The organism is Aeromicrobium sp. Root472D3 (assembly GCF_001426485.1).
Taxonomy (GTDB): Bacteria; Actinomycetota; Actinomycetes; order Propionibacteriales; family Nocardioidaceae; genus Aeromicrobium.
The window spans coordinates 2,608,110-2,622,494 of the sequence record NZ_LMET01000001.1; the positions used below are offsets into that span (position 1 = coordinate 2,608,110).

Consider the following 14,385-nt stretch of genomic DNA (forward strand, 5'->3'; position numbering starts at 1 on the left):
CGGGCGACGAGGATCAGACCTCGTCGTCGGCAGCGCCCGTCGTGACCTTGGGCGTGCCGTCGGGGTTGAGGCCCGCCTTCTCGCGACGGCTCGACACCGTCAGGCTGACGATCGCGGTGATGCTGAGGATGCCGACGATCACGCCGAGGCTCAGCAGCGTCGGGATCTCGTAGACCGGCACGTGCTCGCCACCGTTGATGAACGGCAGCTCGTTCTCGTGCAGCGCGTGCAGGATCAGCTTGACGCCGATGAACGCGAGCAGGATCGCGAGGCCCTGCGACAGGTAGATGAGCTTCTTGAGCAGACCGCCCAGCAGGAAGTACAGCTGACGCAGACCCATCAGCGCGAACACGTTGGCCGTGAAGACCAGGTACGGCTCCTTCGTGAGGCCGTAGATCGCGGGGATCGAGTCGAGCGCGAACAGCAGGTCGGTCGTGCCGAGGGCGATGATGACCAGGAACATCGGCGTGATGGCGCGCTTGCCGTTCTCGTGGACGAACAGCTTCAGGCCGTCCCACTGCTCCGACACCGTGAAGCGCTTGCGCGCCATGCGGACGACCGCGTTCTCGCCGTCGTCGTCGTGGTCGGTGTCCTTCATCAGGTTGTAGCCCGTGTAGAGCAGGAACGCACCGAAGATGTAGAAGATCCACGAGACCTGCTCGATCGCGACCGCGCCCAGCGCGATGAACACCGCGCGGAAGATCAGGGCGATGACGATGCCCACCATCAGGGCTTCCTGCTGGTACTTCCGCGGCACCTTGAAGCTGGCCATGATGATGATGAAGATGAACAGGTTGTCGATCGACAGGCTGTACTCGGTCAGCCAGCCGGCGAAGAACTGCAGACCGAAGTCGCCGTCCTTGATCGTCGAGTCGTTGTGGTAGATCGAGACCCAGATGCCGAAGGCGATCGCGAGTCCGACGTACACGCTCAGGTAGGTCGCGCACTCCTTCATCGACGGCTCGTGCGGACGACGCGCGACGATCAGGATGTCGAAGAGCAGCACCGCGAGCGTCACGCCGATCGTGATCGCCCATTCGGTGGTGGATACGTTCAAGAGAGTCCTCCGGTCTCATGCAGGCCGGAGGTCTCTTCCGCCGCTGGCGCGGCCCGCAACACCGGGTGACTGCAGGGAGTCACCGTGATGACGGCGTTGCGGTTGGGGAATACTCCCCTCCGAGGCACATTCTTGCAGGCAGAGGCCAGATCTGCCTCATCTGAGACCGCCGCACGACGGCGATGTGAGCGCCGTCTCGCCCTCGGACGTCGGCCCGCGTCGCGGCGCCGGCGCCGTGCTCCGTCAGACGCCGGCCTCGAGCATGCCGCGCAGCTCCTTCTTCAGGTCGCCGATCTCGTCGCGCAGGCGCGCCGCGACCTCGAACTGCAGCTCGGCCGCGGCGGCCCGCATCTGCTCGCTGAGCTGCTCGATCAGTGCCGCCAGCTCGCCCGACGGGAGGTTGGCCAGATCGGCCGTGTGCTGGCCCAGCGGCACGGGCGCGCCCTTGCGTCGCTTGTCGCCCGTGGCCGCCAGCAACGAGGCCGTGTCGGCGTCCTCGCGTGCCAGCATGTCGGTGATGTCGCCGATCTTGCGTCGCAGCGGCGTCGGGTCGATGCCGTTGGCCGTGTTGTAGGCGACCTGCTTCTCGCGGCGACGGTTGGTCTCGTCGATCGCGTAGGCCATCGAGTCCGTGATGCGGTCGGCGTACATGATGACCTGGCCCGAGACGTTGCGCGCCGCGCGGCCGATCGTCTGGATCAGCGAGCGCTCCGACCGCAGGAAGCCCTCCTTGTCGGCGTCGAGGATCGCGACGAGGCTCACCTCCGGCAGGTCGAGGCCCTCGCGCAGCAGGTTGATGCCCACCAGGACGTCGTACTCGCCCATGCGCAGCTCGCGCAGCAGCTCGACGCGGCGCAGGGTGTCGACCTCGGAGTGCAGGTAGCGCGTGCGGATGCCGGCCTCGAGCAGGTAGTCGGTGAGGTCTTCCGACATCTTCTTGGTCAGGGTCGTGACCAGCACGCGCTCGTTCTTGTCGGTGCGGGTGCGGATCTGCGTGATCAGGTCGTCGATCTGGCCCTTGGTCGGCTTGACGACGACCTCGGGGTCGATCAGGCCGGTCGGTCGGATGATCTGCTCGACGACGTCGCCCTGCACCTTCTCCATCTCGTAGTTGCCGGGGGTGGCGGACAGGTAGACGGTCTGGCCGATGCGCTCGAGGAACTCGGGCCACTTCAGCGGGCGGTTGTCCATCGCGCTGGGCAGGCGGAAGCCGTGGTCGACGAGCGACCGCTTGCGCGACATGTCGCCCTCGTACATCGCGCCGATCTGCGGGATCGTGACGTGCGACTCGTCGACGACCAGGACGAAGTCGTCGGGGAAGTAGTCGAGCAGGCAGTGGCCCGGCGTGCCGGGCCCGCGCTGGTCCATGTGGCGCGAGTAGTTCTCGATGCCGGCGCACGTGCCGACCTGCTCCATCATCTCGATGTCGTACGTCGTGCGCATGCGCAGGCGCTGCGCCTCGAGCAGCTTGTTCTGGCCCTCGAGCTCGGCGAGGCGCTCCTCGAGCTCGACCTTGATCGTCTCGATCGCCTTGCGCATCGTCGCGGGACCGGCGGCGTAGTGCGTCGCCGAGCCGACGAACAGCTCCTGGTCGTCGCTCAGCACCTCGCCCGTCAGCGGGTGCAGCGTCATGAGCCGCTCGATCTCGTCGCCGAAGAACTCGACCCGGACCGCGTGCTCCTGGTAGACGGGGAAGATCTCGACGGTGTCGCCCTTGACGCGGAACGTGCCGCGGGTCGAGGCGACGTCGTTGCGGACGTACTGGGCCTCGACGAGGGTGCGCAGCAGCTGGTCGCGGGCCATCTCCTCGCCGACCTTGAAGCCGATCATGCGCTCGAGGTACTCCTGCGCCGAGCCGAGGCCGTAGATGCACGAGACCGTCGCGACGACGATGACGTCGCGACGCGTCAGCAGCGACCACGTGGCGGAGTGGCGCAGCCGCTCGACCTCCTCGTTGATCGAGGAGTCCTTCTCGATGTAGGTGTCGCTCTGCGCGATGTACGCCTCGGGCTGGTAGTAGTCGTAGTACGAGACGAAGTACTCGACGGCGTTGTGCGGCAGCAGCTCGCGCAGCTCGTTGGCGAACTGCGCCGCCAGCAGCTTGTTGGGCATCATGACGAGCATGGGGCGCTGCAGACGCTCGGCCAGCCACGCCGTCGTGGCGGTCTTTCCGGTACCGGTCGCACCCAGCAGGACGTTGTCGACGCTGCCGGCCTTGATGCGCTTCTCGAGCTCGGCGATCGCCGCCGGCTGGTCACCCGCGGGGACGTACTCCGAGACGACCTCGATGGGCGCGACCTGACGCTTAAGCTCCGAAACTGACCTCATGCACCGAGCCTACGACCAGCCACCGACAGCGCACCCTAAACTCGTGCGCATGGCTGTCTCGGAACGCCGCGCAGAGCGCAAGAGGGAGATTCTCGAGGCGACCCGGACGTTGTTCGACGAGCGAGGCGTGAGAGACGCCCAGATCGAGGACATCGCACGGGCCGTCGGGATCAACCGCGCCATCATCTACCGCCACTTCTCCGGCAAGGAGGAGCTCTTCGCCGAGACCCTCGTCGGCTACCTCCAGGAGCTCGACCGCACGCTCGGTGCCGCCGACGACCCGTCGCGAGATCCCGAGGACCGCCTGCGGTCCATCACGATCGGCTTCCTCGACTTCGGCGCCCGACTGCCGGCGTTCGTCGACTGCGCACAGGCCCTCCTGCGCCGCCGCGGCGAGGAGCTCATGGAGGAGGTCAGCCAGAAGGTCATGATCGACCTGGGCCTCGCGATGGCCGCCTGCCTGAACCACGTCGTCGAGATCCTCGACGCGGGCGTGGCCACGCGGCAGTTCACGGTGCGCGACCCCAACCTGCTGGCCAACATCTTCTACACGCAGGCCCTCGGCGTGCTCAACCTCGCGACGCTCCAGCTGTCGGTGCGCGAGGACAACCCGGGGCTGCCGGCCGTCGACGCCGTCCCGTTCGACGAGGTCAAGCAGCTCGTCGCCGTCGCGGCCGTCGCGATGGCTCGCGGCACCGACCGCTAGGCGCTCACGCGAAGGCGTCGACCCCGGTGCGCCGGGCCGACAGCGTCCACAGGCGGGCGGCCTGCTCCGGATCGGTCGCGTGGGCGGCGACACCGCGCCGCGGACCGTCCGGGACGTGCGGCTCGGCGACGTCGCAGTCCTCGAGGTACACACCGCCCATGCCGTCGAGCCGAGACGACGTGGCGGCCCACACCTGCGTCGCGGCCCCCTGCTCGGGCGTCTTGAACATCGACGGGTCGACCGGCGTCCCGTCGGGGTTGACCCAGCCCATCTCGACCTGCTCCTCGACCGGCAGGTGCCGCTGGAGCGGCGTCAGGATGCCGCCGGGGTGCAGCGAGAACGCGCGCACGCCGACGTCGCGCCCGAGGGCGTCGAGGTGCAGGGCGAACAGCGCGTTGGCGGTCTTGGCCTGGCCGTAGGCCTCCCACTTGTCGTAGTCGCCGCCCTCGAAGTCGACGTCGTCCCACCGGATGCCCGAGCGCAGGTGGCCCGTCGACGACACCGAGACGACGCGGGCGCCGCCGGGCTCGATGACGGGCCACAGGCGGTTGACCAGCGCGAAGTGGCCGAGGTGGTTGGTCGCGAACTGCGCCTCCCAGCCCGGGCCGCCACGCGTCTCGGGCGTCGCCATGATGCCGGCGCTGTCGATCACCACGTCGAGCGTGCGACCGGACCCGACGAGCCGGTCGGCGAAGGCGGCGACGCTGTCGAGGTCGCCCAGGTCGAGCTCGTCGACCTCGGTGCGGTCGATGCCCGCCAGCTGGTCGCGGGCCTGGTCCGGTCGGCGGGCGGGGACGACGACCCGGGCGCCCGCCTTCGCCAGCGCGCGGGTGGTCTCGAGACCGATGCCGGAGTAGCCGCCCGTGACGAGGGCCGTCGTGCCGGTCAGGTCGATGCCGTCGAGCACCTCGTCGGCCGTCGTGTGCGCCCCGAAGCCGGAGCCGATGGGCGTCTGCGAAGAAGTCATGCCCACGACGCTAGGTGCTGGAGCGCGCTCCAGCGCAACCCCCTGGACGACGCAGGGCCCGACGTCCCTGAGAAGACGTCGGGCCCGGCGGGCGGGGTGGCGGGTCAGGCCTCCAGGATCGCGACGACGCCCTGGCCGCCCGCGGCGCAGATCGAGATCAGGCCACGGCCCGAGCCCTTCTCGTGCAGCAGCTTGGCCAGGTTCGCGACGATGCGTCCGCCGGTCGCGGCGAACGGGTGCGCCGCGGCCAACGACGAGCCCTTGACGTTGAGCCTGCTGCGGTCGATCGAGCCCAGCGGCACGTCGAGGCCGAGCTTGTCCTTGCAGAACGTCGGGTCCTCCCACGCCGCGAGGGTCGTCAGCACCTGACCGGCGAACGCCTCGTGGATCTCGTAGAAGTCGAAGTCCTGCAGCGTCAGGCCCTGACGTGCGAGCATGCGCGGCACGGCGTAGACCGGGGCCATCAGCAGGCCCTCGGCACCCGACACGTAGTCGACCGCTGCGGTCTCGTAGTCGACGAAGTACGCCTCGGGGGTCCACCCGCGCTTCTCGGCCTCCTCCTCGGACGCCAGCAGGACGACCGACGCGCCGTCGGACAGCGGCGTGGAGTTGGCGGCCGTCATGGTGGCCTCGTCGCCGAACGACGTGCCGAACACGGGCTTGAGCTTCGCGAGCTTCTCGACGCTCGAGTCGGGACGCAGGTTGTTGTCCTTCGTGACGCCCTGGAACGGCGTGACGAGGTCGTCCTGCCAGCCCTCGTCGTACGACGTCGCGAGGTTCTGGTGCGATGTCACGGCGAGCTCGTCCTGCGCCTCGCGGGTGATGCCCCACTCCTTGGTCGTGATGGCCTGGCTGTCGCCCATCGACAGGCCGGTGCGGGGCTCGGCGTTGCGCGGCTGGTCGGGCGCCAGGAACGCCGGACGGATCTTGGCGAGCGCCTTGACGCGGCCCTTGTTGTCCTTGGCGCGGTTGGCCTCGAGCAGGATCTTGCGCAGCTTGTCGCCGATCGCCAGCGGGGCGTCGGACGTCGTGTCGGACCCGCCCGCGATGCCGGCGTCGATCTTGCCCAGGGCGATCTTGTTGGCGACCAGGATCGCGGCCTGGATGCCGGTGTCGCAGGCCTGCTGGACGTCGAAGGCCGGGGTGTCGGGCGAGAGCTTCGAGCCCAGCACGGTCTCGCGGGCGAGGTTGAAGTCGCGGCTGTGCTTGAGGACGGCGCCGGCCGCGAACTCGCCGACCCGCTCGCCCTCGAGGCCGAAGCGGTCGACGAGCCCGTCGAGCGCCGCGGTCAGCATCTCCTGGTTCGAGACGTGGGTGTAGACGGTGTTGGAGCGCGCGAACGGGATGCGGTTCCCGCCGATGACGGCGACGCGCCGCACCTGCTGCGGGGTCGCGGAACCGGCGGAAGCCGTCTGCTGCGCGGGGGCCTTCTTGGCCGGGGACTTCTTCGCGGGGGACGTGTCCGCCATGGCGGTCTCCTCGATCGTCGTGAACAGTGGTGGTGAACGTGATGCGCGCCGCAGCCACAGGTGTGGACTGACGTCGAAGCATGACGTTACAGTTTCAGCATCATTCCAGATACCGATGGTATCCGAGAGATAGGACACACCCGACTCATGACTGATCGCTACCAGTCGCTCGCGCACAACCCGATCGGCAAGTTCATCGTCACGAATCTGGGTCTGCCCAACCCGCCCGTGCTGGAGCGGTGGACCGAGGGGTCGCCCCTCGTGAAGGGCACCGTCCTGATCGGCGCCGCGCCGAGGAGCACGATCGGCACGACCCTCAACGCGACGCTCAAGTCGAGCGGCATCGAGGCGGTCGGCGTCCGCGCCGACGGCAAGAAGTACAAGGCCCTGGTCTTCGACGCCACCGGCATCGCCGACACCGCCGGCCTGGCTGACATGCAGCAGTTCTTCACGCCCGCGCTGCGCAGCCTCGCCAGCTCCGGGCGTCTCGTCGTGATCGGCGCCCTGCCCGCCCAGGCGAGCACCGAGACCGCCGCGATCGCCCAGCGCGCCCTCGAGGGCTTCGTCCGCTCGGCGGGCAAGGAGATCGGCGGCAACGGCAGCACGGCGAACCTGGTGTACGTCGGCGAGGGCAGCGAGAAGGCGCTCGGCTCGACGCTCGAGTTCCTGCTCTCCCCCAAGTCGGCGTTCGTGTCGGGCCAGGTCATCCGTCTCGGCCTGACCGAGCTGGTCTCCCCCGACACCGTCGCCGACCCGGCCAAGCCGCTCGCCGGCAAGGTCGCGCTCGTCACGGGTGCCTCCCGCGGCCTCGGTGCGGCGATGGCCCGCACCCTGCACCGCGACGGCGCCGCGATCGTCGGCCTCGACGTCCCCGGCCTCAAGGACGAGCTCGACGCCGTCATGGCCGAGCTCAACGGCACGTCGATCGCCGAGGACATCACGGCACCCGAGGCCCCCCGGGTCATCGCCGACGCGCTCGAGGACGCCCACGGCGGCGTCGACATCGTGGTGCACAACGCCGGCATCACCCGCGACAAGCGCCTCAAGAACATGAAGACCGAGAACTGGAACCTCGTGATCGACATCAGCGTCGGCGCCCCGCAGCGCATCACCGCCGAGCTCCTGCAGCGCTCGCTGCTGCGTCGCGGCGGACGCGTCATCGGCATCTCGTCGATCGCCGGCATCGCGGGCAACAACGGCCAGACGAGCTACGGCACCGCCAAGGCCGGCGTGATCGGCTTCGTCGACGACCTGTCGAAGCGGGTCGCCGAGGCCGGCATCACGGTCAACGCGATCGCACCGGGCTTCATCGAGACCGACATGGTCAAGACCATGCCGCTCGGCATCCGCGAGGCCGGCCGCCGGCTCAGCTCGCTGTCGCAGGGCGGCCAGCCGATCGACGTCGCCGAGGCGATCGCGTGGTACGCGCACCCCGGTTCGTCGGCGATCTCGGGCAACGTCGTGCGCGTGTGCGGCCAGGCCCTGATCGGCGCCTGACGTGACGACCCGCGTCTTCACGTCGGCGCCTCCGACGCTGCCCCTGATGCTCAAGGCGGCGCTGCCCGCCGTCCCCGTCATCGGCGGGCTGCCGGGCGTCAGGCACGCCAAGGGCTCGGTGCCCGACGTCGTCCTCGAACGGCACGGCGTCGTGACCGACCCGCGACACCTCGACGCGTACAACGAGGTCTGCGGGTTCCCTCGCAGCGACACCCTGCCGGCCACCTACCCGCACATGGCCGCGTTCGCGCTGCACATGACGCTGATGACCGACACGTCGTTCCCGTTCGCCCCGATGGGCCTGGTGCACCTGCGCAACACCATCGCGCAGCACCGGCCGATCCGCGTCGACGAGGCCTTCGACGTGTCGGTGCGCGCAGACGACCTGCGTCCGCACCCCAAGGGCTCGCTGATCGACATCGTCACGACCGTCACGATCGCCGGCGACGTCGTGTGGGACGAGACGATGACGCTGTTCTCGCGGCACAAGGGCGGCGCGCCCGAACAGTCCCCCGCCGCCCTGACCGGCGTCGAGGTGCCCGACGGCGTCGTGCACTGGAAGCTCGCCGGCGACCTCGGCCGTCGCTACGCCGCGATCTCGGGCGACCGCAACCCCATCCACCTGTACCCGCTGACCGCCAAGGCGTTCGGCTTCCCGAGCAACATCGCCCACGGCATGTGGACGCTCGCGCGCAGCCTCTCGGCGGTGCAGAACAAGCTGCCCGACGCGTTCACGAATGTCGCCGAGTTCCGCAAGCCGATCCTGCTGCCGACGACCGTCGTGTTCGGGTCGTCGTCCGACGACGACGTGCTGACGTTCGGCGTGAAGGGCTCCCGCAAGCCCGTCCCGCACCTCGTCGGACGCGTCACCGCGCTGCCGTAGGCCCCGGCGCCCCCGGACGTCCGGGGGCGTCGAGGTCGTGCCTCAGCGCTTGGTCAGGGGGCGGATGAGCCCCTCCTGGGCCACCGTCGCGACGAGCGTGCCGTCCTGGCTGAACACGTGGGCCGTGCTGAGCCCGCGCGCACCCGACGCCGACGGCGACGTCTGGTCGTAGAGCAGCCACTCGTCGGCGCGGACGGGGCGGTGGAACCAGATCGTGTGGTCGAGCGAGGCCGGCTGCACGCGGTCCGAGCCGATGAACTGCCCGTGCGGGACGAGGCTCGCCCCCAGCAGGCTCAGGTCGCTGATGTACGTGAACGCCGCGTTGTGGATGATGCGCGAGTCCGGCAGCGTGCCGTTGGCGCGGAACCACAGCCGCTGCACCGCCGGGGTCAGCGCGCGCTGGGGATCGTCCTGGTCGCGGTTGTCGCCGATGTAGCGCATGTCGAACGACGCCCACTCGCGCTCCCAGTGCTCGACGGCCTCGGGACCGCGCATCTGGACGATGTCGAGCATCGGCGTGGCCTCGTCGGGCGTCGGGACCCGGGGCATGCGGTCCTGGTGGTCCCAGCCGCCCTCCTCGACCTGGAACGACGCGGTCATGTAGAAGATGATCTCGCCGTGCTGGCGGGCCGCGACCCGCCGCGTCGTGAACGAGCGGCCGTCGCGGACGTCCTCGACGTCGTAGACGATCGGGATGCTCGGGTCACCGCCCAGGATGAAGTAGAGGTGCAGGGAGTGCACGAAGCGGTCGTCGGGCACCGTCAGCTGGGCGGCCATCAGGGCCTGCGCCGCGACCTGTCCGCCGAAGACCCGCTTGAGGGACGACGCGGCGGGCTGTGAGCCGCGGTACAGGCCCTCCTCGAGGCGTTCGAGATCGAGCAGACCGATGACTTCGTCGACTGAGGCAGGCACGCAAGCACCCTACCGAACCACCGACCGGGCGAGTGCGGCGAGCGAGGCCCGGCGGGGCCCGTGCGTCAGTTCTGCTCGTCCTTGCGCTGGCGCGCCAGGAACTGCTCGAACTGGTCGGCCAGCTCGTCGCCGCTCGGCAGGTCCTCGTCGCTGGCCAGCAGCGACTGCGCGGCACCACGGGTGAACGCGTCGTACTGCTCCTCGAGGCCGCTCAGCAGGCTCGCCCCGCCCTGCTCCTCGATCTGGTCCTCGATCTCCTTGAGGGCGTCGCCCTGGCGGGCGCGCAGGCGCTCGGCGTCGATGACCAGGCCCGTGCGGTCGACGAGGGCGTCGATCAGCGCGAGCGCCGCGGGCGGGTAGTCGATCTGCGCGAGGTAGTGCGGCACGTGGACGACGTAGCCGGCCGCGTCGAGGCCCCACTGGCCGAGACGGTACTCGAGCAGCGACTGCGCCGACGACGGCACGGTGACCTGCGCCGACCACATGTTCTGCCGGTCGACGAGCTCGGGACGTGTGCCATGGGCCGTGATCATCGCGGGGCGCGTGTGCGGGACGCCCATCGGGACGGCACCGAGGCCCAGCGTCAGGGACACGTCGTGCTCCTCGATGACGTCGTGCACCTCGCTCACGAACCGCTCCCAGAGGAAGTCGGGCTCGGGTCCGGCCATCACCAGGTAGGGCTCGCCGTTGCCGTCGTGCTCGAGCACGACCTGCAGCGTCGGGTCGTCGTAGTCGGCGTAGTGGTTCTCGCGGAACGCGATCGTGGGGCGGCGTGCGCGGTAGTCGAACATCTCGTCGAGGTCGAACTCGTGCACGACCTCGCCGTTGCCGGTCAGCAGCTGCTGGGCCGCGAGCCGGGACGCCGATCCGGCCCCGAGGAAGCCGTCGAGGGCGTGGATCAGGATCGGCCCGGACCCGTCACCGGGTGTGGGCTCGTCGCGCAGACGTCGTGGTCGCCAGTTCTTCATCGCCATCGTCAACCACTCACCCGTCCGCGCTATTCCGCGCCAGCACCGCGAGGGTGTCGTCGGCCACCGACCGGGCCGTCAGGCCCAGGCGCCCGAGGATGACGTCGCGCTTGGCGTGGTCGAGGAACTCCTGCTCGACGCCGTGCACCTGCACGGGCGTGTCGACGCCCGCGTCGCGGACGGCCTGCGCGATCGCCGAGCCGACGCCGCCGTGCCGGCCGTTGTCCTCGATCGTGACGACGAGGCGGTGGTCGGCGGCCATCGCGACGAGGGCCGGGTCGACGGGCTTGACCCAGCGCGGGTCGACGACCGTGACGCCGAGACCCTGCGCGCGCAGCAGCTCGGCGGTCTCGACGCCGAGGTGGCCGAACGCGCCGACCGCCACGACGAGGACGTCGGACGTCTCGTCGCGCGACAGCACGTCGGTGGCGCCCACGCGCTCGACGGCGTCGAGGTCGTCGCAGACCGCGCCCTTGGCGAACCGGACGACCGTGGGCGCGTCGTCGACGTCGACGGCCTCGCGCAGCAGCTCGCGCAGGCGCGCGCCGTCGCGGGGCGCCGCGATGCGGATGCCGGGGACGATCTGCAGCAGCGACATGTCCCACATGCCGTTGTGGCTGGCGCCGTCGTCGCCCGTGACCCCGGCGCGGTCGAGCACGAAGGTGACGCCGCAGCCGTGCAGGGCGACGTCGAGCAGCACCTGGTCGAAGGCACGGTTGATGAAGGTCGCGTAGACCGCGACGACGGGGTGCAGCCCGCCCATCGCGAGGCCCGCGGCGCTCGTGACGGCGTGCTGCTCGGCGATGCCGACGTCGAACACGCGGTCGGGGAACTTGTCGGCGAACGCGTCGAGCCCCACCGGGTAGAGCATCGCGGCGGTGATGCCGACGACGTCGGGACGCTCGTCGGCGATGCGGACGATCTCGTCGCGGAACACCGACGTCCAGCCCGCCGGCGCGATGCTCAGCGCGTCACCGGTCGCTCGGTCGAACGGGTTGGCCTGGTGCATCTGGTCGTTCTCGTTGGCGACGGCGATGTCGTAGCCGTGGCCCTTGGTCGTCAGCACGTGCACCAGCACGGGCCCGCCGAAGGTCTTGGCCCGCTCGAGCGCGTGCTCGACGGACTCGCGGTCGTGGCCGTCGACGGGGCCGATGTACTTGAGGCCGAGGTCCTCGAACATGCCCTGCGGGGCCAGGGCGTCCTTGACGCCCTTCTTGATCGCGTGCAGCGCCTCGTAGGCGCGTGCGCCGCCGAAGGGGGTGCGGGTCAGGCGGTCCTTGATCGCGCTGAGCGTCGGCTCGTAGCGCGGGTTCGTGCGGATCTCGGTGAGCCGGTTCGCCAGGCCGCCGACCGTCGGGGTGTACGAGCGGCCGTTGTCGTTGACGATCGCGATGAGCCGGCGGTCGCTGTCGGCGGCGATGTTGTTGAGCGCCTCCCAGGCCATGCCACCGGTGAGCGCGCCGTCGCCGATGACGGCCACGACGTAGTCGTCCTTGCCGAGCAGCAGATTGGCCTTGGCCATGCCGTCGGCGTACGACAGGCTCGTCGAGGCGTGCGAGTTCTCGACCCAGTCGTGCTCGGACTCCGACCGACTGGGGTAGCCCGACAGCCCGCCCTCGCGGCGCAGCGTCTCGAACTCGCCCGCGCGCCCCGTCAGCATCTTGTGGACGTACGACTGGTGGCCGGTGTCCCACACGATGCGGTCGGACGGCGACTCGAAGACGCGGTGGATCGCGATGCCGAGCTCGACGACGCCCAAGTTGGGGCCCAGGTGCCCGCCGTTGGAGGCCACCGAGACGATCAGCAGCTCGCGGATCTCGGCGGCCAGCTCGGTCAGCTCGGCGTCGTCCAGATCGCGGAGGTCGGAGGGTCCCGACAGGTTGGCGAGAATGCTCACGTCTGGCTCCTCCTCGTCTGCGGCTCACCCGGATCGGGCATAGGGGTCAGTCTATCGAGGTCGTCCGAGCGCGCCGTCCGATGGGCCGGGTCGGGGGACGTCGAAGACGGCGATCGTGGGCGACTCGAGGCTGCCGAGCCACACGACGTCGCCGGACTGCCGCACCCCCGTGGGCATCCCGAAGCCGGGGTGCTCGCCGGCCACGTCGTGCACTAGCGCGCCGTCGGGCGAGAACGCCATGGCCCGGATCAGGCGCTTCGGCTGGGGTTGGAGGCGTGGGGGCAGCGACCACACGAGCCGTCGCAGCAGGGGCAGGCGCGGCAGGAGGACGTCGAGCGCCGCGTCGCGCGGCGACGCCACCGCGACCCACACGTTGCCGTCGGTGCCGGTCGAGATGTTGTCGGGGAACCCCGGCAGCACCGTGCCGAACGGCTCCGTGACCCCGGCGCGGTCGCCCGTCAGCCAGGTGCGCCGGAGCGCGTACGCACCGGTCTCGGCGACGACGACGAACGACTCGTCGGCCGCGAGGGCGACGCCGTTGCCGAAGGCGAGGTCGTCGAGCAGCAGCGAGAGCGTGCCGTCGGGATCGCGGCGGAACAGCCGCCCCGTCGGACGGTGCTCGATCAGGTCGCCGCGCCAGTGGTCGATGCCGAACTTGGTCGAGCTGTCGGTGAAGAAGATCGTGCCGTCGCGACCCACCGCGGCGTTGTTGCAGAACCGGAACGGCACGCCCTCGAACGCGTCGGCGAGCACCGTGACGACCCCCTCGTCGACGTGCAGCAGCCCGCGGTGCGCGTCGCAGACCACGAGCCCGCCGTCGGGGTGCACCTCGATGCCGAGCGGCCGCCCGCCGGTCCGGGCGACGACGGTCTCGTCGCCGGTCAGCGGGTCGATCGCGAGCAGGCGCCCGTCGACGACGCCGGTGACGACCGTGCCGTCCGCCAGCACCGCGACGTCCTCGGTGCCGTGGCCGGACGTCTCGACGACGCGCAGGCCGGGCGGTGCCACGGGGTGTCCGGCCCGCGCGGGGGCGGGCGGGGTCCAGCGGGCGGGGTCGACGGACGGCTTGGTCATGCTGCGACCCTAGGTCGCCGGACCGACCTCGCGATAGCGTCCGCGCACGTGCATCATGGCGTCGGCGTCGCCGATCTCGACGTGCTCGACGACCGCCTCGACCAGCAGCCCCCAGCCGACGGGCCGGGGCTCGGTGTCGGCCAGCCGCACGCCCATCCAGCCGGCCGACCCGTCGAGGACGGGGCCCCACCGGCTGTCGGTCCACGTGCCCGACGTGAACGGACCGCCGGGTGCCGGGGCGGTGCCGGCGAAGACGTCGGCGAGGAAGCGGTGCTCGACGCCCAGCACGTTGACGACCCACGTCGCCGGGTCGGCGTCCCAGAAGTCGGAGTCGGCGTCGACGAGACCCAGCACCCGGGCGGGCTCTCCCCCGGCGACCAGCAGCGACGAGATCGTCAGGCCCGCCCGCCCGCGTCCCTCGCCCGTCGCCCACACCGTGACCGGCGACGGCATGCGCCCCCGCAGGCGGCGCAGCGGGTCGCGATCGCCCTCGGGCGGCACGAACGGGTGGTCGGAGTGGATCGTCACGCCCTCAGCCTACGGACGCGCGGCCGCTCGGTGCCCCAGCACGTCGTGCCAACCGGCACGACGTCGTGTCGGGTGTTGACTTAGTTCAAGAGTCGTATT

At 70.4% G+C, this 14,385-nt stretch carries 12 protein-coding genes; 3 read left to right on the plus strand and 9 right to left on the minus strand.

The genetic code is table 11. The annotated features are described in order from the left end of the window. Positions 1-13 precede the first annotated feature (13 nt). Complete coding sequence (locus tag ASD10_RS12895; protein WP_056609033.1) at positions 14-1,057, minus strand: TerC family protein; 1,044 nt, start codon at positions 1,055-1,057, stop codon at positions 14-16. A 243-nt stretch (positions 1,058-1,300) separates the two neighbouring features. Further along, positions 1,301-3,385: an excinuclease ABC subunit UvrB gene (gene uvrB, locus ASD10_RS12900; protein WP_056609035.1), complete on the minus strand. Its 2,085-nt coding sequence runs from the start codon at positions 3,383-3,385 to the stop codon at positions 1,301-1,303. A gap of 49 nt (positions 3,386-3,434) precedes the next feature. Between uvrB and ASD10_RS12905 the strand changes: the two genes are divergently transcribed. Beyond that, positions 3,435-4,091 carry a TetR/AcrR family transcriptional regulator gene (locus ASD10_RS12905; protein WP_056609037.1) on the plus strand — a complete coding sequence of 219 codons (657 nt, stop codon included), beginning with the start codon at positions 3,435-3,437 and terminating at the stop codon, positions 4,089-4,091. A 4-nt stretch (positions 4,092-4,095) separates the two neighbouring features. Here the strand turns inward: ASD10_RS12905 and ASD10_RS12910 are convergent, their stop codons facing one another. Together ASD10_RS12910 and ASD10_RS12915 are read right to left on the minus strand one after the other, a co-directional pair. Then, positions 4,096-5,058: an SDR family NAD(P)-dependent oxidoreductase gene (locus ASD10_RS12910; RefSeq protein ID WP_056609039.1), complete on the minus strand. Its 963-nt coding sequence runs from the start codon at positions 5,056-5,058 to the stop codon at positions 4,096-4,098. A gap of 104 nt (positions 5,059-5,162) precedes the next feature. Then, a complete protein-coding gene (locus ASD10_RS12915) occupies positions 5,163-6,527 on the minus strand; it encodes an acetyl-CoA C-acetyltransferase (protein ID WP_082556190.1) in 1,365 nt (454 codons plus the stop codon). A 147-nt stretch (positions 6,528-6,674) separates the two neighbouring features. Between ASD10_RS12915 and ASD10_RS12920 the strand changes: the two genes are divergently transcribed. Both ASD10_RS12920 and ASD10_RS12925 read left to right on the plus strand, forming a co-directional pair. Next, the gene (locus ASD10_RS12920) at positions 6,675-8,024 is read left to right on the plus strand and encodes a 3-oxoacyl-ACP reductase (protein ID WP_056609041.1); all 1,350 of its coding nucleotides are present in this window, start codon (positions 6,675-6,677) and stop codon (positions 8,022-8,024) included. Position 8,025: 1 nt separating this feature from the next. Beyond that, the gene (locus ASD10_RS12925) at positions 8,026-8,907 is read left to right on the plus strand and encodes a MaoC family dehydratase (protein ID WP_056609043.1); all 882 of its coding nucleotides are present in this window, start codon (positions 8,026-8,028) and stop codon (positions 8,905-8,907) included. Between the two features lie 42 nt (positions 8,908-8,949). Here the strand turns inward: ASD10_RS12925 and ASD10_RS12930 are convergent, their stop codons facing one another. The 5 genes from ASD10_RS12930 to ASD10_RS12950 all read right to left on the minus strand — a co-directional run bounded on the left by ASD10_RS12930 (position 8,950) and on the right by ASD10_RS12950 (position 14,286). Then, the gene (locus ASD10_RS12930; protein ID WP_056609045.1) at positions 8,950-9,819 is read right to left on the minus strand and encodes an acyl-CoA thioesterase II; all 870 of its coding nucleotides are present in this window, start codon (positions 9,817-9,819) and stop codon (positions 8,950-8,952) included. Positions 9,820-9,884: 65 nt separating this feature from the next. After that, a complete protein-coding gene (locus ASD10_RS12935) occupies positions 9,885-10,787 on the minus strand; it encodes a PAC2 family protein (RefSeq protein ID WP_082556310.1) in 903 nt (300 codons plus the stop codon). 16 nt (positions 10,788-10,803) lie between these two features. After that, positions 10,804-12,684, minus strand: coding sequence for a 1-deoxy-D-xylulose-5-phosphate synthase (dxs, locus tag ASD10_RS12940; RefSeq protein ID WP_056609051.1), 1,881 nt, complete (start codon positions 12,682-12,684; stop codon positions 10,804-10,806). Positions 12,685-12,735: 51 nt separating this feature from the next. Beyond that, complete coding sequence (locus tag ASD10_RS12945; RefSeq protein ID WP_082556191.1) at positions 12,736-13,758, minus strand: SMP-30/gluconolactonase/LRE family protein; 1,023 nt, start codon at positions 13,756-13,758, stop codon at positions 12,736-12,738. Positions 13,759-13,767: 9 nt separating this feature from the next. Next, complete coding sequence (locus ASD10_RS12950; protein ID WP_056609054.1) at positions 13,768-14,286, minus strand: flavin reductase family protein; 519 nt, start codon at positions 14,284-14,286, stop codon at positions 13,768-13,770. Positions 14,287-14,385 lie beyond the last annotated feature (99 nt).